Origin of the sequence: Lacticaseibacillus zeae subsp. silagei (assembly GCF_030770335.1) — a bacterium.
Lineage (GTDB): Bacteria > Bacillota > Bacilli > Lactobacillales > Lactobacillaceae > Lacticaseibacillus > Lacticaseibacillus zeae.
The window spans coordinates 1,365,722-1,392,456 of record NZ_CP132484.1 but is presented as its reverse complement, the minus strand read 5'-3'; the positions used below and the strand labels follow the sequence as shown (position 1 = coordinate 1,392,456).

The 26,735-nt window shown below is 49.3% G+C and carries 24 protein-coding genes and 1 tRNA gene; 5 read left to right on the top strand and 20 right to left on the bottom strand.

What is annotated here, in order from left to right; all coding sequences use genetic code 11:
• Positions 1-7 precede the first annotated feature (7 nt).
• Positions 8-487 (top strand): nucleoside 2-deoxyribosyltransferase, encoded by a 480-nt coding sequence (locus LACZS1_RS06620; RefSeq protein WP_070650530.1) that lies wholly within the window; start codon positions 8-10, stop codon positions 485-487.
• 60 nt (positions 488-547) lie between these two features.
• On the opposite strand, the gene spxB is transcribed toward LACZS1_RS06620, so the two are convergent.
• The 4 genes from spxB to LACZS1_RS06600 all read right to left on the bottom strand — a co-directional run bounded on the left by spxB (position 548) and on the right by LACZS1_RS06600 (position 6,206).
• A complete protein-coding gene (spxB, locus tag LACZS1_RS06615) occupies positions 548-2,302 on the bottom strand; it encodes a pyruvate oxidase (RefSeq protein WP_274804342.1) in 1,755 nt (584 codons plus the stop codon).
• Positions 2,303-2,557: 255 nt separating this feature from the next.
• Positions 2,558-3,751: a hydroxymethylglutaryl-CoA synthase gene (locus tag LACZS1_RS06610; protein WP_306402912.1), complete on the bottom strand. Its 1,194-nt coding sequence runs from the start codon at positions 3,749-3,751 to the stop codon at positions 2,558-2,560.
• On the bottom strand, positions 3,735-5,015 hold the full coding sequence (locus tag LACZS1_RS06605) for a hydroxymethylglutaryl-CoA reductase, degradative (protein WP_070650533.1): 1,281 nt from the start codon (positions 5,013-5,015) through the stop codon (positions 3,735-3,737). Before LACZS1_RS06605 ends, LACZS1_RS06610 begins: the two co-directional genes overlap by 17 nt.
• Positions 5,016-5,024: 9 nt before the next feature.
• Positions 5,025-6,206: a thiolase family protein gene (locus tag LACZS1_RS06600; protein ID WP_070650534.1), complete on the bottom strand. Its 1,182-nt coding sequence runs from the start codon at positions 6,204-6,206 to the stop codon at positions 5,025-5,027.
• Positions 6,207-6,743: 537 nt separating this feature from the next.
• Between LACZS1_RS06600 and LACZS1_RS06595 the strand changes: the two genes are divergently transcribed.
• A complete protein-coding gene (locus tag LACZS1_RS06595) occupies positions 6,744-7,043 on the top strand; it encodes a hypothetical protein (RefSeq protein ID WP_070650535.1) in 300 nt (99 codons plus the stop codon).
• On the opposite strand, the gene LACZS1_RS06590 is transcribed toward LACZS1_RS06595, so the two are convergent.
• Both LACZS1_RS06590 and LACZS1_RS06585 read right to left on the bottom strand, forming a co-directional pair.
• Entirely contained in the window at positions 7,040-7,870 is an 831-nt protein-coding gene (locus LACZS1_RS06590; RefSeq protein WP_070650536.1) for a TIM barrel protein, read from the bottom strand. The two genes, LACZS1_RS06595 and LACZS1_RS06590, sit on opposite strands and share 4 nt — an antisense overlap.
• Positions 7,871-8,051: 181 nt before the next feature.
• Positions 8,052-8,615: a restriction endonuclease gene (locus LACZS1_RS06585; RefSeq protein ID WP_010487642.1), complete on the bottom strand. Its 564-nt coding sequence runs from the start codon at positions 8,613-8,615 to the stop codon at positions 8,052-8,054.
• A 113-nt stretch (positions 8,616-8,728) separates the two neighbouring features.
• On the opposite strand from LACZS1_RS06585, the gene LACZS1_RS06580 reads away from it, so the two are divergent.
• A complete protein-coding gene (locus LACZS1_RS06580; protein ID WP_070650537.1) occupies positions 8,729-9,547 on the top strand; it encodes an aldose epimerase family protein in 819 nt (272 codons plus the stop codon).
• Positions 9,548-9,640: 93 nt separating this feature from the next.
• On the opposite strand, the gene LACZS1_RS06575 is transcribed toward LACZS1_RS06580, so the two are convergent.
• Positions 9,641-10,783 (bottom strand): M20 family metallopeptidase, encoded by a 1,143-nt coding sequence (locus LACZS1_RS06575; RefSeq protein ID WP_274784897.1) that lies wholly within the window; start codon positions 10,781-10,783, stop codon positions 9,641-9,643.
• Between the two features lie 45 nt (positions 10,784-10,828).
• Positions 10,829-11,434 (bottom strand): ECF transporter S component, encoded by a 606-nt coding sequence (locus LACZS1_RS06570; protein ID WP_047107598.1) that lies wholly within the window; start codon positions 11,432-11,434, stop codon positions 10,829-10,831.
• Positions 11,435-11,624: 190 nt separating this feature from the next.
• Between LACZS1_RS06570 and LACZS1_RS06565 the strand changes: the two genes are divergently transcribed.
• Both LACZS1_RS06565 and LACZS1_RS06560 read left to right on the top strand, forming a co-directional pair.
• A tRNA-Leu gene (locus tag LACZS1_RS06565) sits at positions 11,625-11,710 on the top strand.
• Positions 11,711-11,812: 102 nt separating this feature from the next.
• Positions 11,813-12,277, top strand: a complete 465-nt coding sequence (locus LACZS1_RS06560; RefSeq protein WP_010487633.1) for a GNAT family N-acetyltransferase — start codon at positions 11,813-11,815, stop codon at positions 12,275-12,277.
• On the opposite strand, the gene LACZS1_RS06555 is transcribed toward LACZS1_RS06560, so the two are convergent.
• The 12 genes from LACZS1_RS06555 to nagA form a co-directional block, all read right to left on the bottom strand.
• Positions 12,270-12,722, bottom strand: a complete 453-nt coding sequence (locus LACZS1_RS06555; protein ID WP_070650538.1) for a SprT family protein — start codon at positions 12,720-12,722, stop codon at positions 12,270-12,272. The genes LACZS1_RS06560 and LACZS1_RS06555 overlap by 8 nt on opposite strands.
• A 267-nt stretch (positions 12,723-12,989) precedes the next feature.
• A complete protein-coding gene (locus LACZS1_RS06550; protein ID WP_306402911.1) occupies positions 12,990-13,742 on the bottom strand; it encodes an ABC transporter ATP-binding protein in 753 nt (250 codons plus the stop codon).
• The gene (locus tag LACZS1_RS06545) at positions 13,735-14,634 is read right to left on the bottom strand and encodes an ABC transporter permease (protein WP_010487627.1); all 900 of its coding nucleotides are present in this window, start codon (positions 14,632-14,634) and stop codon (positions 13,735-13,737) included. The genes LACZS1_RS06550 and LACZS1_RS06545 overlap by 8 nt, the downstream gene beginning before the upstream one ends.
• Positions 14,631-15,626 (bottom strand): tryptophan ABC transporter substrate-binding protein, encoded by a 996-nt coding sequence (gene trpX, locus LACZS1_RS06540; protein ID WP_070650540.1) that lies wholly within the window; start codon positions 15,624-15,626, stop codon positions 14,631-14,633. Before trpX ends, LACZS1_RS06545 begins: the two co-directional genes overlap by 4 nt.
• Before the next feature lie 698 nt (positions 15,627-16,324).
• The gene (locus LACZS1_RS06535) at positions 16,325-16,762 is read right to left on the bottom strand and encodes a hypothetical protein (RefSeq protein WP_047107603.1); all 438 of its coding nucleotides are present in this window, start codon (positions 16,760-16,762) and stop codon (positions 16,325-16,327) included.
• Between the two features lie 59 nt (positions 16,763-16,821).
• Complete coding sequence (locus LACZS1_RS06530; RefSeq protein WP_070650541.1) at positions 16,822-19,485, bottom strand: cation-translocating P-type ATPase; 2,664 nt, start codon at positions 19,483-19,485, stop codon at positions 16,822-16,824.
• Positions 19,486-19,836: 351 nt separating this feature from the next.
• Complete coding sequence (locus tag LACZS1_RS06525; protein ID WP_049170072.1) at positions 19,837-21,000, bottom strand: serine hydrolase domain-containing protein; 1,164 nt, start codon at positions 20,998-21,000, stop codon at positions 19,837-19,839.
• 112 nt (positions 21,001-21,112) lie between these two features.
• The gene (gene nadE / locus LACZS1_RS06520) at positions 21,113-21,940 is read right to left on the bottom strand and encodes an NAD(+) synthase (protein ID WP_070650542.1); all 828 of its coding nucleotides are present in this window, start codon (positions 21,938-21,940) and stop codon (positions 21,113-21,115) included.
• On the bottom strand, positions 21,940-23,136 hold the full coding sequence (locus LACZS1_RS06515) for a serine hydrolase domain-containing protein (RefSeq protein ID WP_070650543.1): 1,197 nt from the start codon (positions 23,134-23,136) through the stop codon (positions 21,940-21,942). Before LACZS1_RS06515 ends, nadE begins: the two co-directional genes overlap by 1 nt.
• 1 nt (position 23,137) lies before the next feature.
• On the bottom strand, positions 23,138-24,601 hold the full coding sequence (locus tag LACZS1_RS06510; RefSeq protein WP_093997800.1) for a nicotinate phosphoribosyltransferase: 1,464 nt from the start codon (positions 24,599-24,601) through the stop codon (positions 23,138-23,140).
• Positions 24,602-24,800: 199 nt separating this feature from the next.
• Positions 24,801-25,502, bottom strand: coding sequence for a GntR family transcriptional regulator (locus LACZS1_RS06505; protein ID WP_047107608.1), 702 nt, complete (start codon positions 25,500-25,502; stop codon positions 24,801-24,803).
• A 24-nt stretch (positions 25,503-25,526) separates the two neighbouring features.
• On the bottom strand, positions 25,527-26,672 hold the full coding sequence (gene nagA, locus LACZS1_RS06500) for an N-acetylglucosamine-6-phosphate deacetylase (protein ID WP_047107609.1): 1,146 nt from the start codon (positions 26,670-26,672) through the stop codon (positions 25,527-25,529).
• Between the last annotated feature and the right edge of the window lie 63 nt (positions 26,673-26,735).

The window sequence follows — 26,735 nt, the reverse complement described above, 5'->3', positions numbered from 1 at the left end:
CCCTGCCATGAAAATTTATTTTGCCAATGCGCTTTTCAGTCACGCCGATTTTGACTACAACGCAAAATTAGCCGCGCAAATTCGCGCCGCCGTGCCTGACGTCGATCTGTATGTGCCTCAGGAAAACGCGGCAATTAACAATAAAGAAGCTTATGCCGATTCCAAAATGATCGCCCAAGCTGATACTGATCGCCTAGAGGCTGCTGATTTGTTGGTGGCAATCTTGGACGGTCCGGTCATCGACAATGGCGTGGCCACTGAAATCGGGGTCGCCTATGCCACCAAAATCCCGATACTCGGCCTTTACACCGACAGTCGGCGTCTCGGCGCTACTAATCAGCAAAAGCTCGACGCCTTGCAACGGGTTGCCGAAAATCAATTTCATTATCTGAATCTTTATACACCAGGGCTAATCAAACTCAACGGTGCCATCTACACCGATGAAGCAGCGTTGGTTGCGGCCATAAAAGTCCGGGCAAACGCTTAAATCAAAAAAGCTTCCGCCACCAGATAACAATCTGATGAACGGAAGCTTTTTATGACTCACCTAAACATTCGCAGTGGTTTTTTCTGCATCTTCAAGCAATTGCCGGAATGGGATCAGACTCTCAGCATGATACTTCTTCACGAAAGCATCGACTGCTTCGGGATCCTGGGTTTGCTTGTCGAGAACCAATTGCTCGACCGGAATCGGCCGCAAATTTGAAATCTTCACATCAATCACAACCGGGCCCTTGCGATCCTTCGCCTTGGCAAAGGCATCCTTGAGTTCGTCCAAGGTGTGGACTTCAAAGCCCTGCGCGCCCATTGCTTCGGCAGCTTTGCCATAATCGGCACCGATCAGATCAACTCCTGAGTGTGGCTGGTGCGTATCATCCTGCTCTGCTTCGATGAACCCTAGGCTTTGGTTCGTCAAAACCACGTTAATGATCGGAAGGTGATACTTCACTTGTGTCATAATGTCTTGGATCACCATCGCAAAGCCACCATCACCAGAGATTGACCATACCTGACGATCCGGGAACTCTGATTGTGCCCCAATCGCTGCTGGCAAGGCATAACCCATCGTCGCATACCAGCCGGACGTAGTGAATGCCTGATCGTCGTTAGCCTTAAGATAGCGCATTCCGTTAATCGTCACGTTACCAACGTCGACTTGGAAAATGGCATCCTTTTCCGCCATCTCGTTGATGAGCTTGAAGATTGGCTCAACCCGCAGTGGCGTTTCAGCGCCATCTTCAAAGGACTTCATCCAATCAACCCAGTTTGCCTTATTAGCTAATGAAGCGCGATACCAAGCCGTTTCCGGTAATGGCTCAGCGACCGTAGTCAATGCTTTGATGAACTTCTTGGCATCAGCCAGAACCGCTAAGTCAACGGTGTGACGCCGGCCAAACTTGCTGGCATCAATATCGACTTGAATATATTTGGCATTCGGTGCGATAAAGTATGGCTGGAATGGAAAATCCGAACCAAGGAACAAGACCATATCGGCACCACGGGCGACCTCAACGCCAGGTTTGGACGCGACCCGTCCGGCAGAACCCATATTTGCCTTGTAGTCGTCAGGAACAACGCCTTTTGCCAAAGCCGTGGTAATGATCGGAACATGCGTTTTCTCGGAAAAAGCAATAATCTCGTCCCGAGCACCACGCGCGCCATTACCAACGTATAAAATCGGCTTCTTGGCACCTTTAATAATGCTCCAGGCTGTTGCTACCTGTTCCGGATCCGGCTCAGGTAAAAGCGGCTTCTGGTAGAGATTGGCTGATGAAACATAATTGTCGTCAATCTGTTCCCAACCAAGATCTTTAGGAATCGTGACCACTGCCACACCCTGATGCTTGTATGCTTGGCGAATGGCCTCGTCAACCACATGTGGCAACTGAGCAGCCGTCATCGCCGTCCGATTGTAAACCGAAACATCGGCAAACATCGGATTCTCGTTCATTTCCTGGAAATAGTTGGTGTTCATGGCAGCAGTCGGCACCTGCCCGACCAAAGCCAAAACCGGCACATGATCGTATTGAGCATCATACAACCCATTCAGCAGATGTACTGCCCCAGGCCCAGCAGAACCAAACGTTGCGCCAATGCGGCCAGTTACTTTAGCTTCACCGGCTGCGGCTAACGCACCGACTTCTTCATGCCGAACCTGAACATAGTTGATCGTGTGACGCCGATTATAAAGTGCATTCATCGTGCTATCAAAAGAACCACCAGGCAACCCATAAATGTTATGAATGCCCCAGTCTTCGAGCACCTTGATCATTGCGTCTGCAGCGTTGATTTTTTCTGTCATGACACTTGCCTCCATTATTACTTACATTTTGTAAGTTCATTACAAAAGTGAGTATAACAATTAATCGTCCGCAATGCAAGCCTTTTCATCTCAATCAATCTTGCAAAAACGCTAAAAATCCAGAAATCGCTTCCATGACCGGCATAATAAGCCCATGGGAACCATAACAGTCAACCAAATTGACTAATACAGATTGGTAGATTCTTCACCGCTCGCCGAAAATAACCGTCATAAAATAACCAGCTGCAAATCAGATTAATGTGGCAAAGTCGATGAATCAGCCGGCTGCTTTTCGTACAAGCGCTCTTGCCCGACGACACCGGTCAATACAAATTGCCCCCGGAAGTATGCCGGATCCGGCCGATAATCTTCGGGATCATAAGGTACCTTGTCGCTAAACAGTGCCTCGTATTCCGGCACCGTCAACTGTTGCCGCTCATCTAACTGACGCGCGTGGGCGGCCGAGTTTAGTTGATCCTTAAAGCCCGGCTGCAAAATCCCGCTGAAGAACTCCGCCACGGCACCCGAGCCATATGAAAAGAGCCCGATACGGTCGCCGGCCTGCAGTGTTGCATCGTGATCCAATAAGGAAAGCAGACCCAAATAAAGCGAACCCGTATAAATATTGCCAATCCGGCGGCAATAGCGGGTGCTAGCGTCAAACCGTTTCCCTAACCGCTTCACAGTCTGGTCATCAGCTTTGGGTAAGACTAAATCCAACGCCTTTTTGCCCATTTTGGTGTAAGGCAAATGGAAGGTCATCCCCGCAAAATCAGCTGCGGTTAAATGGTTTTCAGCCTGATAACGATCCCAGACCGCCTGAAAGAAGGCCAAATACTGCTCGGTAGAATATTTTCCTTGAGCAATCGCTGTATCCTGGTAAACCGGCCGCCAAAAATCATTAATCGATGCCGAGCGATAAACCGAATCCGACTCAATCGTGATGAGTCGCGGATCCGCCTTGACGATCATCGCCACGGCACCGGCGCCTTGGGTGACTTCACCTGCTGTCGCCAAGCCGTACCGGGCAATATCAGCGGCAATGACCAGCACACTTTTGTCTGGGTGTCCGGCCACGTAATCCCGTGCCATCATCAAAGCCGCGGTGCCGCCATAACAGGCTTCTTTTAATTCAACTGCGCGCACCCATTCAGGCAAGTCCAGCAACTGATGAATAAACAAAGCAGCCGACTTGCTTGCATCCACGCCACTTTCGGTTCCGACCAGCACCATTCCCAGGCTGTCCCGGACTGCCGGGGTCACCAATGACGCTGCAGCATTGGCGCCCATGGTCACAATGTCTTGACTTGAAGGCGGTACCGCCTGTTCATCTTGGCCGATGCCGATGGTGTATTTGTCCGATTCATCTCCCCGAACCTTTGCGAGTTCCACTAAATCGACGTAAAAGCCCGGTGTATCCATTGCAATGGCATCAATCCCGATTTTCATTTTTTGATTGGCCTACTTTCTGATTTGATCGAATGTTTGCTAAATAAGTTTTGGCATGTGCCAGGTCCATTTGCCCTTCCCGTAATGCGGCGACCAGCGCCGGAAGTTCATGTTCGTCAGCACCAGCCGCAATCGCTAAGGCATTGGCTTGCAACTTCATGTGCCCGGCTTGAATCCCTGGACCGGCCAGTGCCCGCAATGCCGCAAGATTCTGGACCAAGCCTAATGCCGCAATCACCTGCTGCATAGTGGCTAAATCGCGATAACCACCAAGCCGGCGGGCAGCTTGTGCCAGTGGCAAGGCACCGATTGCGCCACCGACCGCTCCAAGCGGCAACGGCATTTGCAAGGTTCCTTCTAACTTACCGGCATGCATCACCCAGCGCGACAAAGGTTGGTATTGACCGCTGGCAGCCGCAAAAGCTCCCGCACTCGCAGCAACTGCCCGCGTGTCATTGCCAGTTGCCAAAACTGCTCCAATAACGCCATTAAGAATCCCTTTATTATGCGTCACGGCCCGTTCCGGATCGACAAAAGCCAATTCGCTAAGTTGCACGATTTTTTTGGCAATCACCTCACCTGGCACTGTCTTCGTGGCAAGGGTCGTCGGATCCAGTTGCACCGTCGCGGTCACTAACTCGGCTGGGGCATTTGTTAAAATACTGACCAAAATCGTTCCATCGAGCCAGGTTTTAATCACTGCTGCAACTGCTTCGGCTACCGTATTGGCATAATTGGCGCCCATCGCCTCTTTAGGATCAAGGGTTAAACGAATCTTCAAAAAACGTTTGGCTAACACTGACACGGCAACTGCAACTAACCCGCCACCACGCTGAATCATGGAAGGATGGGCGGCTGCCGCGACCGCTTTGATGTCTGCTTGATGGGCCAAAACCGTTTGCTTGGCAGCTTCCAAATCGGCTAAGTCTGTCAAAACCACCTCAGCGACTACCTGATGCGGATCAACCCGTGCCGCGATCCCGCCATTTTCCGCAGCAATCCGCGCACCATTACTGGCAGCTGCTACAACAGAAGGTTCTTCGTTGGCCAGCGGCACCTGATGCAATTGGCCATTCACTAACAAGTTGCGTGCGACTCCTAAAGGTAGTGAAAATTCACCGATTGAATTTTCGATCAACCGTGCTTCGGTCGTGGCAGGAAGTGAAGATGTTGCTGCGAATAAACGGGCATCCGTCTGCGTCAGTGAACCTTCGCGAATCAATTGCGCACGCCTTTCTTCAGGCATTTTTTCATAAAATTTCATCACGTCCTCCTAAACCTGCCGGACGATCTGCATCGCAATGCCGATACCACCGCCGACACACAAAGCCGCGATGCCGGTTTTTTCATCGCGTTCAGCTAGGTTATAAAGTAATGAAACCATAATGCGCGCACCGGAAGCTCCAAGCGGATGCCCTAACGCTAAGGCACCGCCATTGATATTCACCTGTTCATCGGTTAAGCCCAAGTCACGCATCACCGCAACGCTTTGGGAGGCAAAGGCTTCATTAAGTTCTACTTGATCAATAGACGCGATCGAAGTGCCATTGGTCTGAAGCAATTGATCAATCGCCAATTTAGGCGCATAGCCCATGATATCCGGATCAATGCCGACTTCAGTATAATCGGTAATCGTCGCTAAATAATGTAGTCCTAGTTGCTCGGCTTTACTTTTGGCCATCAAAACCAAAGCCGCCGCACCATCATTAATGCCGCTTGCATTGCCGGCCGTCACCGTACCACCCACTTCAAAAACCGGCGGCAGTTTAGCTAGCTGAGCCAGCGAAGTGTCTGGACGGATGGCGGAATCCGTTTCGACGGTGACATCGCCATGGCGACCGGCAATCGTGACTGGCGCCATCTGCGATTTAAATCGACCTTCAGCCGCTGCCGCTGCCGCGCGTAAATGTGAGCGCAGGGCAAACTCATCTTGGTCGCGACGGCTAATCTCAAAGCGCGTGGCAATATTTTCCGCGGTGATCCCCATAGGTTGCTGACTGAAGGCGTCATTTAGACCATCGCGGCTGAGTCCGTCAACAAATGCCGTGTCGCCAAATTTATGACCGGCACGCATGGCTTCTGCGTAATAAGGAACCTGGCTCATACTCTCTGTGCCGCCAACCAACACGGCGGTGGCTTCGCCTAATTGAATCGCCGCCTGCCCCAGTCGAATCGCCTTCAATCCGGATCCGCACACTTCATTGACCGTCATGGCCGTGGAACGGTTTGCCATCCCGCTTTTTAACGCAATTTGCCGCGCCACATTCTGACCGGAACCGGCCTGTAAGACATTCCCGAAAATAGCCTGATCCAATTGCTCAGGGTCAACCCGCGCCGCTTTAATAGCTGCCTGTGCCGCTGCAACACCCAAATCGACCGCACTGGCACCAGCAAGCTCGCCGCCCAACTTCCCAATCGGCGTTCGCTTGGCACTGAGAATGACAACTTCTTCCATGATGACCTCCTAAAATACAAACAATTCAACACCATCCGCCTGGAGAAAATTCCCTGTTCCAGTCGAATCGTGCTCTTCAGACAAACCGTTATAGTTTATCACAGTCTCAAAAGCAAAACAGTGAGCTATAATTTAGAGAGCGTGAGCAGGAGCGCTTAGAAATCGGAGTGTAAGTGGCCTTGGGTGCGATGGCGCTCTTTGCCATTGCGACCAAGGTCCTTACACGGAGATTTCTGCGACTGCGAACGCGTTTATGAGCAGAGCGCGAACTGGCGCGGGTAGAAGCCGAAGTGTAAGTGGCCTTGGGCGTGATGCCGCTTTTTGCCATTGCAACCAAGGTCCTTGTCCTTACACGTAGATTTCTGCGACTGAAAACGCGTTTTATGAGACATAGGCAGAAGCTCGCACCCATAAAACCTGCGCAAGTTCTTCTAAGTTCATCAAACTAAGCTTGCTTAAATTGTATGCGATTGTTCTGATAAGCACCAACCGTCTTCATGAATCCTTAACTTTTGCTGTCAGAAAGGAGGCATCATCATGCGAGTGATTGATTTACTCGCTTTGTTAGCCGACCAAAACAAAAACGCCTCTGTGTTGCTGGACACGCAACCGACACCGAGCCGTTTTGATGATTTTATCCTGACAACCGCGGACGATCAGCCACAACTGATTTTTAAACCCAACTTGACCCGCAAAGCGCCTTTACGAGTCTGGGAATTGCAACTCTTGTTGAAAAAGCCGGACCTCCAAGCGCGATTTTTGTATTTGACTGACGCAAATGGGCCACGCGCTCTTTTTGGGTTCATCAAGCGCCAGAACGGTTTAATACTTAATTAGGCTGGATGCTTGGCTGCGGCTAATTCCTCGGCCACCTTTTCTAAATAGTGATGGCTGGCAATCATTTCTTCGCAGTTGAATTGATCCTTCAATCCGATTTCATAAATCCGACTGGCCTTAGGGTTGAGCAGCGGCAAAACCCGCGCCCAGTCAATCCGGCCTTGCCCCAGTGGCAGGCTGTCATGCGTTTTGCCCATCGAATCGACAAGATGATAGTGCCGAACCAAAGGCTTTAGATTCGCCAGACTGGCCATGAGCCGATCATTATCGCCGTGAAGCGTGATGAAGGTGTGGCTGGTATCATAAGCTAGCGGTAGTTGCCAACGCAATATCCGTGCCTCAAAATCAGGATCACCATAACGAAAAATGGGGGACATGGAGTTTTCAAAGACAACGTGTCCCGGTGCCTCCTGAGCAAACGCAATCATCCGCGCTAAAGCAACATCCTGCGCTTTGGCAACATCCGTCCACCCGGCATAATCGCCTGGTGTATCCACGCGATAACCCCCATGGATCAACGCCGTCGCATTCACCTTTTTGGCCAGATTCATGAGTTTAATCGAACTAGTCATCATAAAATCATAACGCGTCGGATACTTGGTTGGATTCATGGCTAATTCATTGCGTTGACCACGGAATCGCATCGGATGATGGAAAACCACTGTAGGCACCTGGCCGCGAACCCAAGTCACCATTTTTAAAAAATGGGCCCATCCTTCAGCCGAAAAATCATTTTCAGTTAAGTGAAATTCAAATACGTTAGGATGGTACTGTAACCGATCACGAATCTGACGTTCATCTGTACTAGCTTTTAATCCCAGTAACATTGATTATCCGCTGCCTCCTCAAACTGATCACACACAGTTGCCAACTTACCATAACGTCATAACGCGTTCGCCGGCGCAGAAGTCTGCGTGCAAGGACCTTGGTCGCGATGGCCTAAGCCCGGGCCATCACGCCCAAGGCCACTTACACTCCGACTTCTAAGCGCGCCGGCTCACACTCACCTCAACTTGGCAGTCTTCTCATAAGTCGCTTGAGTTTTTTACGATCAATCAGCATGACCCCCAGATCATCTGCTAAGGCGATTGCCGAATCGGAAAAATCGCTATTGGTGATCACCGCAGCTTGATCAAGTTTATAAAATTGATGGCCAGCCCAAACCTCTTGCACTGCCTTGTTACCGACAAAACCGGTATACCGCTTGCATTGAAACCCAATGGACTGCCCCTTCTTTCGGGCGATAATGTCGATTCCCTGATCACCGGAAGCTTGTGTCAGTTGAATATGTTTAAACCCGTTTCGCTTCAACAAGTATGCACAAAACTCCTCAAATTTCTCGCCTTCCATGATGTCGACATTTTCCATTTTCAAATCACGGAAGCGAAAATGATGATGGTAAAGCAAGATGGCATTCACCACCACAAACAGACTAATAATCACAAAACTTGCCGGATCACCATATGGTCGCAACTGCCGGGGCAGAATGTCGCGAGCCCAAAAACTGTAAGCAAGTGCCAGAATAAACAGTGCCCACAGTAATTGATAGGCCTTCTTAAGTAACGTTCTCATGGTTCCACCCTTCTCTTTCCTTATCAAGCCTAGCAGATTCAAGTCATGATTGCATTGAATCTGGAGCAATTTTTCTGTAGGCTTAAACTATTGAGAGAGGAAGCGTTTTCGCCATGAAACTAAGTGCCAAAATTTTTGCCAAAGTCGGTCAGGAACGGATCACCCAATATACTTTGGTGAATGATCATCACATGACCTTACGCTTTTTAACGTTCGGTGCCCGGGTTCAACAGGTTCGTCTGCCTAATGCAACCGGGTTCGACCCTAACTTACTGCTTGGCTTCGTCACTTTAGAGGACTATCTGCATCAGCCAGGGTTTTTCGGCGCCATGACCGGTCCGCTACAACCAGCCGAAGCCAATGTCTCTGGCGCATGGCAAAACTGGAACTGGGCGGTGAAAACCAGTCAGGATCCTGATTTAGTCATCACGTTCTCGCTAGACTTGCCAGAAGGTGCCGATGGCCAACCTGGCACGCGTCAACTTAGCGTTACCCACCGGCTCAACAACGCAAACGTCTGGACAATTGACATGGCGATCCAAACCAGCGCTTCAATTCGTTTACATCCCCGCCTGGTATTGCCTTGGTTGCTCACGGCTGATCCCGCGCAAACGATGATGCAGGCTAAATTAACAATTGCCTCTCAGCCAACCGCAATTGGAAAGCAACCAAAAGTTTATTCCGAGCAGGACTATGGTTTGGCAGCCGCTGACTGGCAACTCCATTACCTGACTGATGCGTCAGCTACCCGAATCGATCCGTTCGCCGACATTGGTACGCAAAACAACTTCAACGGCATTCTCGGACAGCCCCATGTGGCAATCGGCTTTGCCCCTGAAGCTAATCTGCAGGCACAAGCCTGGGAACTTCCGGCAGGTGCGACATGGCACCATCATGCTGAATATCACCTAGGCATTCGGCAGAAGTCGTAAACCAGACTCAATTGCAAACAGCCAACGCATTTAGTTAATCAAAAAACCTTGTACGCATGCACGCACAAGGTTTTTTGATTGCCAATATTCTGATTAATAGTTCAGGAAAACATCTTTATAAACTTTCACACTGTCAAAAACATCTTGAAGCGCCACATATTCGTTGGTCTCATGTGATGTATCATTTCCCGGCCCATAAATTGCCAGATCCAACCCATCGTGATGGAACAAGGCCGCATCCGTAATCCCGGTCCGATACGCCACTGCCCCGCGATCGAGTCCGATACGTTGCCGTGCCTGCTGAACTGCCTCAATCAAGGCATTGTCAGGCGAAGCAGCAGCCGCGCCCAGTACTGAGTCAATTGAAAGTGACAGATGCACACCTTTTGGCACAGGCGTTTTCGCTGCTTGTTTTAGCGCCTGAATAAACGCATCATTGTCGGCAATCATGGTTGTGCGAATATTGCCACGCAGATAGGCAGACTCAGGGAGCGAGTTGATCTGGTTCCCGCCATGAATAATATCAATATTGTGCGTAGCATGTCCCAAAATCGGATCATCCTTGGCCTGCAACGGCGCTGTTGCGGTCAATGCCGCATTGGCAAACGCAAACAGACCGTGAATCGCATTGGCCCCAAGATCCGGTCGCGATGAATGGGCCGCTTTACCATGCGCCGTCAACGTATAATCGATAATCCCGCGCTCAGCCGCATCCACGTTGCTATTGCCAGGCTCTGCCACTAAAAGACCATTAAGGCGGTCGCCATAACCCGCTGCGGCCAATTGCCTGGCGCCATAATTATCGATTTCTTCACCGACCGTGGCCATCAACTGAATGCCGTGATCCAAGTGCGTATGCGCAACCTGTTTCAAAGCAACAACCACCGCTGCCAGACCGGATTTCATATCCGTTGCCCCACGGCCATATAACTTGCCGTCTTTTACCTGTCCTGAAAACGGCGGAAACTGCCACTTGGATTCATCGCCAGCATCGACGACATCCATATGCCCATCGACACCTAGCCACCGTTCGGCATTTGGATCGCCAACGGTCAAAACCAGATTATCGCGTCCGGGCGCATACGTGATCCGCTCCCGTTTGATCAAACCTGCCTGCAATTCAGGAGCCAAATAAGTTTCGATTAAATCGGCAACTTGGCCTTCTCTTGCGCCGACACTCGGCACTTGTACCATTGCCTTCAATAAATCAACGACTTGCTGCTCTTCATCTGTCAATCCAAAACCTCCGCTTCTCAAAACTCATGATTACCGATTCTAAAGCTATTTTCGCCGAAAACGTAGTAACGCATGCCCTAAGATTGGTGTGACAATACCACCTAGCAAAGCTTCAGCAACTGCGTTAATGGCCAGCGCCGTGATCAACAGCCACCCGAGATTGGAGGCGTTGGCACCTGGTACAATTTGCGCGGCCTTGCTCGAAAAAAGCAACCAGGTAAACCCGATAACTAAAAGTGTGTTGGTCAGGGCACCGGCCACGCCGGCAAATACCATTTTGACGGTTTGCGCCAACGCACTTTGGTGACGCTTAAACATTTGGTGAAAGATAAACGCCGCCACAAGACCAACCATGACGCGCGGCACCAATGCAATAATCGGATTACGAAAAAGCAATAAAGTCACGGGATCGGTTGCTGATGTGTAAGCACGAATCAGGCTCGTCAATCCCCATAATAGGCCAAGACTGGCACCGCCGCCATATCCTAGAACAATGCCACCAATAATGACGGTCAGATGAATCGTTGAAATGGCAGGCCAAGCTGGAAAAATCTGAACATAACCCACCATCGGAATATAAGCCTGGAGGATAATTAAAGCACCGAGAATTCCAATAATAGCAATGTTATACGCTTTCCCTCGACGCGTCATGCTGGACACCCCCTATTTGTTTACAGTTAGCTCTATCAGATTATACACGTTCCAAGCAGCACCAAACAAGTTCAGCTTTCAGTCAGGACTTGTCAACTTTTCGCCACTCTGCGGGTTGAACCGAATAGTAAATTTTTGTTGACTTTGATCATCTGATTTTCTATAATATTTCTTGTGTTTAAATAGCCATGCGGGCATGGCGGAATTGGTAGACGCGCAAGATTAAGGATCTTGTGAGCATTTTTGCTCATGGAAGTTCGAGTCTTCTTGCCCGCAGCGTAAAAAGATCCGACCAACAACGATAACTTGTTGATCGGATCTTTTTTAATGATTGGTTATCCGTAACCGCTTAATTCGAATGGATAGGAGTAACTTAAAATGCTTCGTGAAGCCCAATTTGTTGATCTGTCTGCAATCGTGGATCTTTACCAACAGCTTACAACGGAAATGGCGACATTGGCGCCGGACACGTATCGACCATTAGCCACTGATAACCGCCAATATTTTGCCGATTATCTGCAAAACGATCTTGCCCGGTTATTTGTGACCGAAAGTCAGGGGAAACTTACCGGTTTTGCCTTGGTTGTCTTAGCACAAACCAGTGCCAGTCCTGAATTCGTGCCGCAACATTTTGCCCAACTCATCGATCTCTTCGTCATCCCTGATCAGCGTCATCGCGGCTTGGCGAAGCAGCTGATGGCGGCGGTTGCGGCTTTTGCCAAAAGTCACCAGGCATCTTTTATCCAACTTAATGTCCTCAGTGCTAATAAGACGGCTCGTGAAGTATACGCCAAGGCCGGTTTTGAACCAGTCAATTTAACGTTACAAAAGCCACTCAGTTGATCACCGTTTTTTGTAGTCGTAACTTACCTCGGCAGTGGCCACAGGCATACCGTCTGACGTCAATCCGGCGACGACGAACGAACTGCCGGCCGCATTGCGTACAAACATAGATGTATTGCCGACCAGTCGTGGGCAGCGGCGGTGCAAAGCGGGAGCCACCAACTGCTGCCAGTAATTGGCGGAAATCATGATCGCGGTGTTGGTACCCGCGATGCTGGGCGTACAAATGATAATGCACCAGTTCATGCTTGATGATGCCATCGGTGATTGCCGAGGGATAAGCGGCAAAGAGTTTGGGGTTAAAGTCCAAATTCATGTCAGCTGGATGAAACCGGCCACCAGTTGTTTTAAGCCGCGCATTGAAAATGGCACGGTGGCGGAACGGTTGGTGAAATGCCGCCATAGAAATAGCTTCCACGCGTGCCTGCAGTTCTTGGTTTGTCATCGTTGAACATTACCTCCGAGCCAACAGTGTACATCAAGTCATGCGCGATTGCACGATCGACACTGACCGCTAACCTGCTCACAAACAATCTATACCAACAATACAAAAATCGGTTCCAGATGGATTGGTTCGTGCATGATTAATGTGCACGATCATCCGGAACCGATTTTTTCGTCATTCTAAAATTGAATCTGACTCACGCGCCCCGCATTCATAATGCGCCGAGACGAACTTACTTGAATGCTTCAGTTAACTAAAAAATATTCTTTAGCTAAAGAACGCCAAAACATCGTCACGAGTTAGCGCGGCTTTTCTCTTTTGATCAAAATCAGTCACAATTTGGCCGGCATCCAAAACAATTAAGCGTGTGCCATAACGTAACGCATCTTCGACTTGATGGGTAATCATCAAGCAGGTTAATTGTTGATCCGAAACAATCTGATTGGTGAGTGCCATGATTGATTGACTCGTGTGCGGGTCTAACGCTGCCGTGTGCTCATCAAGTAATAGCAGATCAGGCTCGCGCATGGTGGCCATTAACAGACTCAGTGCCTGCCGTTGCCCGCCGGAAAGCTGTTCAGTCGGCTTATCAAGCGCTTCAGCCGGACCGTTGCCGGTTGTGGCCGCAAGCTCTTTTAGCCGATCCTTTTGCGCATTAAGTCCCCGCGAGCGCAAACTTAAGCGCTGGCCACGGTGACTGGCTAATAGCAGGTTTTCTGCAACTGTCATCCGCGGGGCCGTGCCCATTTTCGGATCTTGGAAGACTCGGGCAATGTGACGCGCCCGTTGCTCCGGACGCTGCCCATTCAACTTTTTACCCGCTAAGGTCACCGTTCCTCCACTCACCGGCAAATCACCGGTAATGGCGTTAAACAGCGTCGATTTTCCGGCGCCGTTATGGCCTAAGACCGTTACGAAATCACCGGTCTTGACCGTTAACGTGACGTCTTGAAGTAACGTTTTTACTTCCGTTGCGACCGGGACGTTGACTGTGACGTGATCCAATATTAATTCAGCCATGTGCCTGCACCCCTTTTTGTAAGACTCGCCGTAATCGCAGTTGATGATCGATTTGCGGCACCATGATGGCAATAGCTAGGACTACTGCCGAAATCAATTTCAGGTCGTCGGCGTTGAATCCCAGCGCCAAAACCACTAGCAGGACAAATCGGTAAAGAATACTGCCCAGAATCACGGCCACTAACCGTTGCGACAAGGTCAGCTCGCCGAAAACGACCTCACCGATGATGATGGCGGCAAGACCGATAACAATGATCCCGATGCCCATATTGACATCCGCATAGCCATTGTTCTGTGCTAACAAGCCACCGGCAAGCCCAACGAGTCCATTACCAACCATTAAGCCAAGCACCATTTGATGATCAGGGTCGATCCCCAAACTACGCGCCATGTTCGGATTATCTCCGGCAGCAATGAAGCCTTGGCCCAACTGCGTGTTTAAAAACAGCATCAGTAATCCGACTACAACGACCGCAACCACCAGCCCAATCACAACGCTGTTAAAGTATGGCGGCAGATCCTTCAAAAACGATTCCTGAAAAAGATTGGCTTGGTGCAACAAGGATAAGTTCGCCCGCCCCATAATTCTTAAGTTAATCGAAAACAAACCGGTCATAACCAAAATACCAGCGAGCAAGACCGGAATCCGTCCCTTTGTGGTTAATAAGCCTGTTGCTAAGCCCGCCAGCATCCCCGCTCCGGTAGCAAGCAGTGTCGCAATGATCGGCGAAATGCCATGGGTAATCGCGCTGACCGCGACTGCCGCACCAAACGGGAAAGTCCCTTCAACCGTCATATCAGGAAAATCAAGCACACGGAAAGTCAAAAACAATCCCAAACCAATTAATCCATAAAGTAATCCTTGACCAATTGCCGAAACGCCTAAACTCATTTGATCACCGTTCCTTTCGTCTCTGCCTGTTTGACTAACGCACTAGGTAAGGTCAACCCTAACTGTTTTGCTTGTTTCTCGTTTAAAATAAGCTCGCCAGTTTTTTCAAAATGAATAGGCGTCGTTGCGGGTTTGGCTTTGCCTTTTAAAACATCCGCCAACATGTGTCCGGTTACGACACCTAGATGAAACTGATTGATCCCGATCGTGGCGACCCCGCCTTGTTTAACCATTGTATCGACAGTCGGGAAAATCGGCACTTTACGCGCATTGGCCGCCGCAACCAGCGTTTGCATGGCACTGGCGACCGTGTTGTCAGTCGGTACGAAAACCGCATCAACTTGGCTGACCATTTGGCTTGCCACCTGGTTTAAATCATTGGTAGAACTAATCGCATACCGTTTTACCGTAAAGCCTTCTTTGGGCCCGAGTTTTGCGACCATTTTAGCCTGTGTCTGAGCCGAATCGTCACTAGAGGTGGCAATGACACCCAGCGTTTTAGCATCCGGCATGATTTGCCGAATCAGCTTTAGTTGGGCTGCAATCGGCGCCTGGTCCGAAACGCCGGTTATATTGCCACCTGGTTTTTTGACATTTTTGACCAATTTAGCCGCCACAGGATCGGTAATGGCCCCAAGAATGATCGGCGTTTTCTGGTTAACATTGGCCAGTGCCTGAGCCGCCGGTGTTGCAATTCCCACAGTGGCCGCCGCATTTTCTTGGGTAAACCGTTCCGACATTGACTTCAGATTGCTCTGATCATTTTCAGCATTCTGGAAGTCGATCTTAATGTTTTTTCCGTTAACGTAACCCTTATCTTTTAGTCCTGAAATAATGCCTTTATGAATCGCATCTAACGCCGGGTGAGTCGTCAGCTGTAAAATTCCTACTGTTGGCTTTGTTTGCGTCCGTTGCGTTGTCGTACCGCTTTGAAAATAGGCAATGCCTAAAAAGCCGAAGATGATGATGATCAATCCAAGCATTCGCTTCATGCGGGTTCCTCCAATTGTTGTGATTTTTTGGTGTGGTGGTGATGTGGTTGTGTCCGTGAGACGTTTATCGACATGTAAGGGCCTTGTGGTCGCCATGGCTCATGCCTTTCCAACCATGGCAGCTAGTTCTAATGACGTCTAGTCGATAAATCCTGCTTCCACTTTCTATAACGCGTTCGCAGTCGCAGAAACCTGCGTGTAAGGACCTTGGTCGCAATGGCCAAAGCCCGGCCAAGGCCACTTACACTCCGGTCCCTGAGCGCGCCGGTTCACGCTCAGCTTTCCATAACGCGTTCGCCAGCCCAGAAACCTGCGTGTAAGGACCTTGGTCGCAATGGCCAAAGCCCAGCCATCACGCCCAAGGCCACTTACACTCCGGTTTCTAACCGGGCTGGCTCACGCTCACACAAAAATTGCCGCGGCAGGTTTAGACCTTCGCGGCAAATAAAAAACCGCATAGTCCCGTTGTGGGGTATCTATGCGGACAAATTGATCAGAAGCCAACATAGACACAACCTGCGCGTCTGGCAGGTTGCGTCTGCAACCTACCTAAAGTTGGCTTTGCCAAGTTTTTAAGGTAAGCAGTGCTTTCATGTTGGTTTCCTCCATTCGTTTAAACTTGAAATAAGTTGGTAAATTAAAGATACGTGAGCAAACTTCTCATGTCAAGCGAAAATGATCCTTTTCACGAAGAAAAATCACTGTAAGATCGCTGAAATCTTTTGAATTTGCTTGGTGAATTTTTGGATCGCTTCGTCTTGCGCTTTTTCGGCTGCATTAAACGCTGTGACATCCACTTCTAAGTCAGACTTGAGGCTTTCGGTCATAGCTTCACACGCCTCCGTGAAGGCCGCAAAGTTGTGAATTAGTGTACGGTGTGGCCCGACCAACCGTGCAGGAACCGCGACTTCTTGTAATCGAGTGAGTAACTTTTTGTATGCATCGGTACCCTCACGAAACACGACCCGCGTGTCATCATAGGTGTCCTGATCATAATCGGCCAATTTGCCCGCATCAATCGCTTCACGTAATGGCTCAAACAAAGGCGCCATCTTTTCCTGATTGTCCTGGGTTTGTTCCACCACATCATTGATCGTGGTACCATAGTGCGCCATTTTAATTTGTTGCTTGTTCATGAAAAGCACGAATCCTCTCTTGAAAACTAATCCATCAATTTTTTCCGAATGCTGAAGATTTACAGACCGCGCCGCTTACGCCGAGCACGTTCGAAGATCTTGACGATTTCGACGAGCACAATCATGGTAACCCCGGCACTTAAAACCGTTAACCATTGGTGCCAATCCAGCGTTGTTACGTGGAATAGTCCATTGAATCCCGGTACCAGAATGGTGACAGCCAACAACACAAAGGAGGCAAGGATCGCCCAGTTGAAAGCTTTATTTCTGAAGGCACCGACTGTGAAGAGGCTTTGATGAATGCTTTTGACGTTAAAGGCATGGAAGAGCTGAATCAAGCCCAAAGTAGCATACGCCATCGTCAAAGCGTCCGCATGCATCGCTGCTTGACCACTGTGAACCGGATACGTGATGGCAAACCAGTAAACGCCTAAGGTCAATAGGCCTTCAAGAATACCCTGCCAGATGACCGCTGGACCGACGCCGCCTGAGAAGAAGTTGGATTTGCGACCGCGTGGCTTTTGCTTCATGATCCCCGGCTCTGTCGGTTCAACCCCAAGAGCAATCGCGGGGAAGGTATCCGTCACCAGGTTAATCCAAAGAATGTGCACCGGTGCCAGGATATCCCAGCCAAGCATGGTCATCATGAACAACGTCAACACTTCGCCAAGGTTGGCAGACAACAGATACTGAATCGCCTTTTGAATGTTGGAAAAGACTTTTCGGCCTTCTTCAACGGCCACAACGATCGTGGCGAAGTTGTCATCGGCTAGCACCATGTCAGAGGCACCCTTGGAAACTTCTGTGCCGGTGATCCCCATGCCAATGCCGATATCGGCGGCCTTCAAAGCAGGCGCATCATTGACACCGTCACCGGTCATCGCAACAACTTTACCTTTTTTCTGCCAGGCGTTGACAATACGAACTTTATGCTCTGGTGCCACTCGTGCATAAACGCTGTAATTACCAACATTTTTGGCAAATTCTTCGTCACTTTGCTGATCAAGTTCGGCGCCGGTAATGACAGCATCATCATCGCCTTGATCAATGATCCCCAGCCGAACCGCAATTGCTTCAGCAGTATCGCGGTGATCGCCGGTAATCATCATTGGCCGAATCCCGGCTGATTTTGCTTCTGCAACCGCTGCTTCTGCTTCAGGCCGCTCCGGATCGATCATCCCAACCAAACCGGCGAAAATCAGATTATTTTCAACTGTCTCCGAATTGACCGGTTCAGGAACTGCATCAATGACCTTATACGCCATGCCTAACACCCGCAAAGCCTGGGTAGCCATATCTTTATTGGCCTTTAAAATGGCATCACGTTCGCTGTCAGACATCGGTGCTGCCTGATCACCGGTGGCCAATTCAGTCACCCGCTTGAGCAATTCATCCGGCGCACCCTTGGTTGTCACCAGAATCTTGCCATCTGCCCGCCGATGAAGGGTCGACATCAATTTACGTTCAGAATCAAATGGTACTTCATCGATCCGCGGTTCGTCTGCCAAGGCGTGATTCAGATCAAACGATTGGGTCTTCCCATATGCGACCAGCGCGGTTTCGGTTGGATCCCCCAGTAATTTACCATCATCCTGAACCTGCGTATCATTAGCAAAATTCATAATGGTCATCAGCGGATTGCCGCCGTGGATGCCGTCACTGGCATTATTTAGCTGACCGTCGTAATAAACCTTTTCAACGGTCATTTTATTTTGCGTCAGCGTTCCGGTTTTATCACTGGCAATAATATCGGTGCTACCTAAAGTTTCCACAGCTGGCAGCTTGCGGACCAAGGCGTGGCGCTTGGCCATTTTCTGGGTTCCCAGTGCCAGAATAATCGTTACAATTGCTGGCAGTCCTTCAGGAATAGCCGCAACCGCTAAGGACACCGCCGTCAGGAACATTTCCGGCAGACTTGCCGCATTCCGCCAAATACCGACTGCAAACACAATGACTGCAATGACCAGAATCATCACGGTCAGCGTCTTACCCAGACTCTTAAGGTTTTCCTGCAGCGGGGTCGTGGTTTCTTCTGCAGCATTGATCATCCCGGCAATCCGGCCGACTTCAGTTTTCATTCCGGTGGCAACAACGACGCCGACACCACGTCCGTAAGTGATATTACTGTTCATGAAGGCCATATTGGTTCGGTCACCGATGCCAACGTCATCAGCGTCCAGTGGTGCCGTGGATTTATCAACCGGCACACTTTCACCCGTTAAGGCACTTTCTTCGATTTTTAGATTGGCGCTCTCCACCAACCGTAAATCGGCCGGAACCACGTCACCGGCTTCCAGCAACACGATATCGCCGAGAACCAACTGACTGCTTGGAATCGTCAAAACCTGATCGCCACGCCGAACGTGTGCATTCGGCGTCGACATCTCCTTGAGGGCATCGATCGCTTCTTCGGCCTTACTCTCCTGAAAAACGCCGAAAACGGCATTCAGTAACACAACAGCCAAAATAATCCCGGCATCTGCCCATTCGCTCAACAGGAACCCGGCAATCAAAGCAGCAGCAAGCAAAACAATGATCATGAAATCCTTGAACTGATCCAAAAAGCGCGCCAACATGCTCTTTTTTTCGGCCTGAGCCAGTTCATTCGGCCCGTTTTCACCCAACCGGGTTTGTGCCGTTTCTTTAGATAGTCCAGTCAATTGGGTTTGTTCTTCTTGCAAAACTTCTTGACTGCTTAATGCATATGGCGGTTTCTTTGCCAAGATAGTGCCTCCTTCTTTGTTTGGGCCGGTAGCCAAAAAGAGACTTATGGCCTACCAGCAGTAGATCCATAAGTCTCACTATTTAAGACAACACCAGACATAGCCTTGTTGGTGATGTTGTCGCAGAAAAGCTCTGCTAGTTACTCCCCTATGTTGCTTCAAGTATATCAGGTCAAAGCAGCCTTGCGCAAGCCCAAGAGCGTGAACGGGCGCGCTTAGAAGTCGGAGTGTAAGTGTCCTCAGGCGTTATGGCCCGGGCTTGGCCATCGCGATCAAGATCCTTACACGCAGACTCCTGCGCCAGTGAGCGCGTTTTTTCAACAAGCCGAACTAATTCACAAACAGGGCGGCCTATCCCTTTTGCCGCAACGTTTGGAACAAGCGAACGGCTTCATCGTGAAGATTGAGCGCATGTGAATTATAATTGCTCAACAAAATCACCGCATCTTTGCCATCATGGCTAATAGCAGTTGATGCCATTTGCCCGGCCACAGTGCCATTCGTTGAGTAAAAATCGCTATGATTATAAATGCCTGCCGTATAAACCCCGTCATCGCGATTGCGCAAGGTCTTTAACGCTGATAATGGCAAAACTTTTCCATCATCGATGCCCCGCAGCAATCGATACAAATCAGCAACAGTCGTATACATATTGCCGGTACCCAGCTCGCGGTTGTACCACAGTTCTGGTTCGCCAATGGAGGTTTGATAAGGATTCGTTACCGGCCCCGTGTACGTCAATGAGCGGTTGGTATCTGTCAGCATTCCCGGCAAGAATCCGGTGTGTCTAAGCCCCAATCGGTCAATAATCGTCTTTCTGATCTGCTGCTCATAAGAACGGCCAGCGACTTTTTCAACCACACCGGCGAGTAATTGGTAATTAACCGCCTGGTACGCGTAGTTTCGCTGCGGTAAATAGGTCATATTGCCGATTGCCCAGCGAATAATACCGGCATCGTCCATAACGGAAGGCTGATACTTTTTAAGCGCAAAACCACTACGCATATCGATCATCATGCGCAATGTTACCTGATCACCGGTTTTGATGCCGGATAAATACTTGCCAACCGGATCATCCAAATGCAACTTGCCTTCTTCAGCCAGCTGCATGACGGCAACTGCAGTGACCGCTTTTTGGATCGATCCGATCTGGAACAAAGTCGTTGGCCCATTAACGCGTTTCGCTGCGGCATCGGCGTAACCCACGCCGCCATTGAAGATAATTTCACCCTGTTTGATGATCAAAGCACTGCCAATAAATTTATCGTTTGTTAAGGTTTCTTTGAACGATTTGCCTGCCGATGTGTCGATCGGCCGGTCCAGACGCTCATCAAAATGCGTTGCTGCTGTTTGCACGGCTTCACGGTGAGTCGCCTGCTCATGCCGCTGCGACGACAAAACCTTAGCCTGTCTATCCGGAATAGCTATCTTCTTCTGCCAAACAAAAGCCACAGCGCCTAATAAAAGTGCACTTAATGTCACAATGCCTAACCAAAGAGCCCAACGATGACGCACTGCGTTTCAACCTCCTACTGCCATGTGTACCAAAGCATACCTTAAACCAGCGCAAAAAAACAGCCATAACACCTTTGAGCGAAACTTCGCCGATGTTGGCTGTTTGCCATGCTTATTTCCAAAAAGTATCAAAAACCGTAATCGGCAGATGGCGCTTATGTGCGGTTTTCTGGTACCAACGTTCGATCGTCTCGGCAGCATGGTCACTCACTTGCTTACCTTCCAGATAATCATCGATGTCCTTGTATTTAACGCCCAGGGCAACTTCATCTGGCAAAGCCGGCCGATTGTCTTCGAGATCGGCAGTCGGCGCCTTCTGATAAAGATGTGCCGGTGCGCCTAACGTCTTCAACAACGCCGCACCTTGGCGTTTGTCCAAGCGATAAAGCGGCGTCAAATCAGCACCACCGTCACCAAATTTGGTATAAAAACCAGTGACAGCTTCCGCGGCATGATCCGTACCAATGACGGCACCGGACATATTACCGGCAAGCGCATATTGAGCAATCATCCGCATCCGGGCTTTGATATTGCCCTTGTTAAAATCGGAAATGGCTGATCCGTCGGCTTCCACTGCCGCGACCATGGCATCGACACTAGGTTTGATATTGACCCGTTTAACCACGTCTGCCTGCATGAAGTCAATCGCTGCCATGGCGTCCGCCTCATCGGCTTGTTCCCCATAAGGTAGACGAACGGCGACAAATTGATACGCTTGATCGCCAGTCTCGGCGCGCATCTCCTGCATGGCTTTTTCCGTCAACGTCCCGGCAAGCGTCGAGTCTTGGCCACCTGAGATTCCCAACACATATGTTTTCAAAAACGGATTTTTCTTTAGATAGTCTTTTAAAAAGTCAACACTCCGGCGAATTTCCGTTTCAGGATCAATCGTTGGCTGTACGCCTAATGCTTTAATAATCTTTGCTTGTAATGGACGCATTACTTCACTCCCTTAATCATGTCATGATAAAGTGCTTGTGCTAGATCCCGCGTCACCTGATCCGTATTTGCCAACAGCACGACCGCATTTTGACCGCTGTTATCCATGACAGTTGCGGCTGATTGTGCGGCAACAACGCCATGTGTCAGCGTGTAGTCGCCAAAATTATACACACCCGCCGTGTATTGGCCTTGATTCAGATCACGCAACGTGGCAACCGATGAGCGCCGGATAATCTTGCCTTGATTGATGGCCGCCATAATCTGGTATAAATCACCGGCACTCGTGTAAATATTACCAGTCCCCAATTCCCGATTATAATTCAAAGACGGCTCGACGTAACGGCGCGAATAAGGATTCGCCTTGGGACCATTATACCCAAATGATTGATTCGGTTCACGATACAATTCAGGCATAAATCCTGAATGTGTCAATTTTAACTTTTTAAATATTTCCTGCTGAATTAAGTCGGCATATAAATGACCGGTCACTTTTTCAATCACTCCGGCTAATAAAACAAAATTAACCGGTTCATACGCGTACTGTTTCGCACCATAATTCAAATTGGCAATTGACCAGCGCACAATTCCAGCATCTGATAGTCGGGTCGGTTGATTACGCTTCAATGAAAAGCCACTTCGCATATCCAGCATCATCCGCAACGTTACCTGTTTGCCTGTGCGAATGCCTGGCAAATAACGACTAATCGGATCCGTCAGGTGCACCTTGCCTTGTTCCACAAGTTTCATGAGCAAGACCGCAGTGAACCCTTTTTGAATCGAACCAATTTGATACAGACTCTCAGGCCCGTTCAAACGACCAGATTCAGCGTCGGCATAACCCAACCCCGTGTTCAGGATCACTTTTCCCTTGCGCACCATTAAAACGGTACCGCTAAAATGATCGGCTTCCAGTTTTTTTAAAAAAGGTTGCGCTTCTGAAGGGATAACCTGTTGCATCAGCCGATCAGTGGTACTCGTTGCCTGACGGGTGGCATTTTGTAAACGCTGCTCGATTGCACGATGCCGATTCAGCTCAGTTTCATACTTGCGCCGGGCGCGTTCTTCTTTGACTTCGGTTTGCGGGCGGAGATAAAAGTAATCATAGCTGCCATAAACCGCGATGCCGATGACGAGGCCGGCGAAGAGTCCCAAAATCAGCCAACGCTTCCAACCCCATTTTTTTGCGTGTTTCATATTATTCCTCGCGGTCAGCAACCGCCGATTTCACTTTTTTAATTAAGTCCATCTTGTTATCCCACACCCGCTGCGATAAGTCGACCGGATAGTCTTGCGGATTCAAAATGCGCCGATATTCATCCCACAAGGCATTGGTGCTGCGGGTGGCATAGGCCTGGACCTCGGCGAGCGGCGGCGTTTGATAAACCTGTTTTCCTCGATCATAAATCAGCTGCAGCAATGGCTTGGCTTCAAAGTTTTTAACTGTTTTATTGATGTACGGGAAGTTGGGGTGGAACATGTACAGGCTACGATCTGTGTCAATTTGCTCATTAGCTAATGCTACGTAATCGCCTTCCGACTTACCGTCATCCCGACGTGTAATCCGCCAGACCTGTTTCTTGCCTGGCGTCGACACCTTTTCAGCGTTATTCGACAGTTTAATCGTGTCATGCATGTTACCGTTGGCGTCTTCAATCGAGACGAGTTTAAACACGGCTCCCAAAGCTGGCTGGTCATACGCGGTGATCAATCGGGTCCCAACGCCCCAGATGTCGATTTTGGCGCCTTGCATTTTCAGATTCTGGATCGTGTTTTCATCAAGATCATTCGATGCATAAATCTTCGCCGAAGTGTAGCCGGCATCGTCTAATTGCTGACGAACGCGCTTGGAAATAAACGCCATATCGCCGCTGTCAATCCGCACCCCAAGGAAATTGATGCGGCCTTTGAATTCATTAGCCACCTTGATTGCCGCGGGAACCCCGGAACGCAATGTGTCATAAGTGTCGACTAAGAAAACCACGTCTTTGTTGCTCTGTGCATAGGCTTTAAAGGCGTCGTAGTCGTTGCCATAGGCCTGAACCAGCGAGTGGGCGTGGGTGCCGCTAATCGGAATGCCGAATTCTTTACCGGCCAAAACGTTGCTCGTCGCATTAAACCCGCCGATGTATGCCGCACGGGTGCCCCACAACGCTGCTGCAGTTTCCTGCGCCCGGCGTGTGCCGAATTCCATCAGCGGATCAGCACCGGCAACACTGCGAATCCGCGCCGCCTTAGTAGCAACAAGTGTTTGATAATTAATCATGTTCAAAACAGCGGTTTCAACTAATTGTGCCTGCGCCAGTGGCCCTTCGATTTGCCAAATCGGTTCATTATTGAAAACCAGATCGCCTTCTAAAGCTGATCGCACTGTGCAGCTAAATTTAAACTTTCGCAAGTAATCGATAAACGCATCCGAATAATTTGTCTGCGCCTTAAGATAAGCCAGGTCGTCTTCGGAAAAGCTGAGATGATTCAGGTAATCAATCACATGTTCTAGTCCGGCGAATACAGCAAACCCCGAGCCAAATGGTAACTCCCGAAAGAAAACCTCAAATACGGCGTGACGTTCACTGATACCTCGTTCAAAAAAGGTGTTCATCATATTCAATTCATAAAAATCGGTGTGGAGTGTCAGTCCTTCACCCAATTGCGTAGCCATCATCTTTCCCCTTCCAGCAACATACAAAAACAACGTACGTTAACTTTTGAGCATTTAATTCAGTCATATAGGTAATGATTATATACCACTGCGGACCGCTTTGCAGAAAGCATGCTGTACCTTTTTTCTCATCATCGCAAAAGGCCAGAAAACAATAAATTATGTTTTCTGGCCTTTTGGTCGTGCTAATAATGTTTCATTACCGTTCTAGATAAAACTCAAATCGCTCGCCAACATACTGCGTGCGGACGTATTCAAACGGTGTGCCGTCGTTTAAGAACGAAACCTGGCGCAACCGTAAAATGGCATCGCCACGCTTGATTGCCAGATATTCGGAAATCCGTTCGCTGGCTAACATCGCGCTTACGGTTTGCTGCGCGCCACCAAGAACGTAGCCGCCTTTTTTCTCCAAGGTGTGATAGAAACTAGCCGTCATTTCTTTTTTGGTGAAGTTCTTGACTAGATCGTATGGAACAGCAGCTGTTTCAAAGCTGATCGGCACCTTGTCGGCATACCGGATTCGTTCCATCCGCAGCACTTGCTCGCCTGGAGCCAGCTTCAACTTTTCAACTTCCGAACTGGTTGGCTGGGCCACGTGATAAGATACCGTCTTGCTGGATGGTACCTTACCTTGGGCCTGCATCAAATCCGTGAAGCTAGTGACGCCGGACATTTTTTCCTGAACTTTTTGATTCGCGACATACGTTCCGGAACCCACGCGCCGTTCTAAAATACCTTCGTCGACTAAAGTTTGAATGGCCTGCCGCAACGTCATTCGGGAAACATTAAAGGTCACCGCGAGATCGCGTTCGGAAGGAATACGATCGCCGACCTGCCATTTTCCGGCTTCGATATCAGCCCGAATCGCGTTATGAATTTGAATATAAACCGGTACCTCCATCAATCATCATCTCCAATACGTGGTTCAGTCCTCAGTGTCATGTTTGACGCCATAACTATAAGTGGCAACGAGATCATGGTTGCGATCCAACATGTTAATGTCGGCATCCTTACCGACTTCAAGAGTTCCTTTGGACGTCAGATTGAATTCGCGAGCCTGATTGACTGACGACATTTCAACCGCATCAAACAGGGAAGCATCCATGAAGCTCATCGCATTTTTAAAGGCATCCTTGTACATTAAAACGGAACCGGCAAGCGTACCATCGGCTAACCGCGCCTGTTTATCTTTAACATACACCGTCTGGCCGCCTAATTCACTTTTTCCTTCCGGCATCCCTTTACTGCGCATTGAATCGGTAACCAATTCAATCCGTTCCGGGCCTTTTTGATCAAAGGCCAAGCGTAACATGTCAGGCACAATATGAAAGCCGTCGCAGATCAATTCGCAGTACATATTGTCTTCAAGCATTGCGTGGCCGGTGACGCCTGGCTCACGGTGACGTAACCCACGCTGTGCATTGTATAAATGAGTCACATGGGTCGCTTTACTTTGCAGCATCTGTTCGCGCGTCGCATTACTGTGGCCAACTGATGGCACAATGTTGTGTGCTAAAAGATAATCTTCAAATTCGCGGGAACCTTCATCTTCCGGTGCGTAAGTGATCAGCTTAACCAGACCGCCGGATAATTCCTGCCATTGCTTAACTAAATCGATATTAGGATTCTTGATATATTCTTCTGGTTGGGCACCCTTGAAGACCTTGCTGATAAAGGGACCTTCGAGGTGGACACCTTGGATAATGCGATTGCGTTCGGCTGCCTGTTTCACGCCGCGCATGGCCTTATCAATATTTTCGGTTGATTGTGTCATGGTTGTAGCAAAAAGGGTGGTAACCCCTTCGTGCGTCATCATCTTGGTGGCCATTTCATCGATTTGATCGGCATCACCATCCATGGCATCAAAGCCATAACCGCCGTGAGCATGGACATCAATGAATCCCGGTATCAACGTTTTACCTTGAACGTCAACGACCTGTTCACCAGCCTGAGCCTTGTAATCAAACATATCGCCAACCGCCAGAATCTTGTCGTCAAAGCGGATATACCCATCTTCAATGCGTTCCAACCCTGTATAAATTGTTGCGTGTTTCAATACCGTAACCGTCACAATACCACTCCTAATCATTTAATGTCCTGACTATCACTAACCAGTATAACCGGTATAGACCAG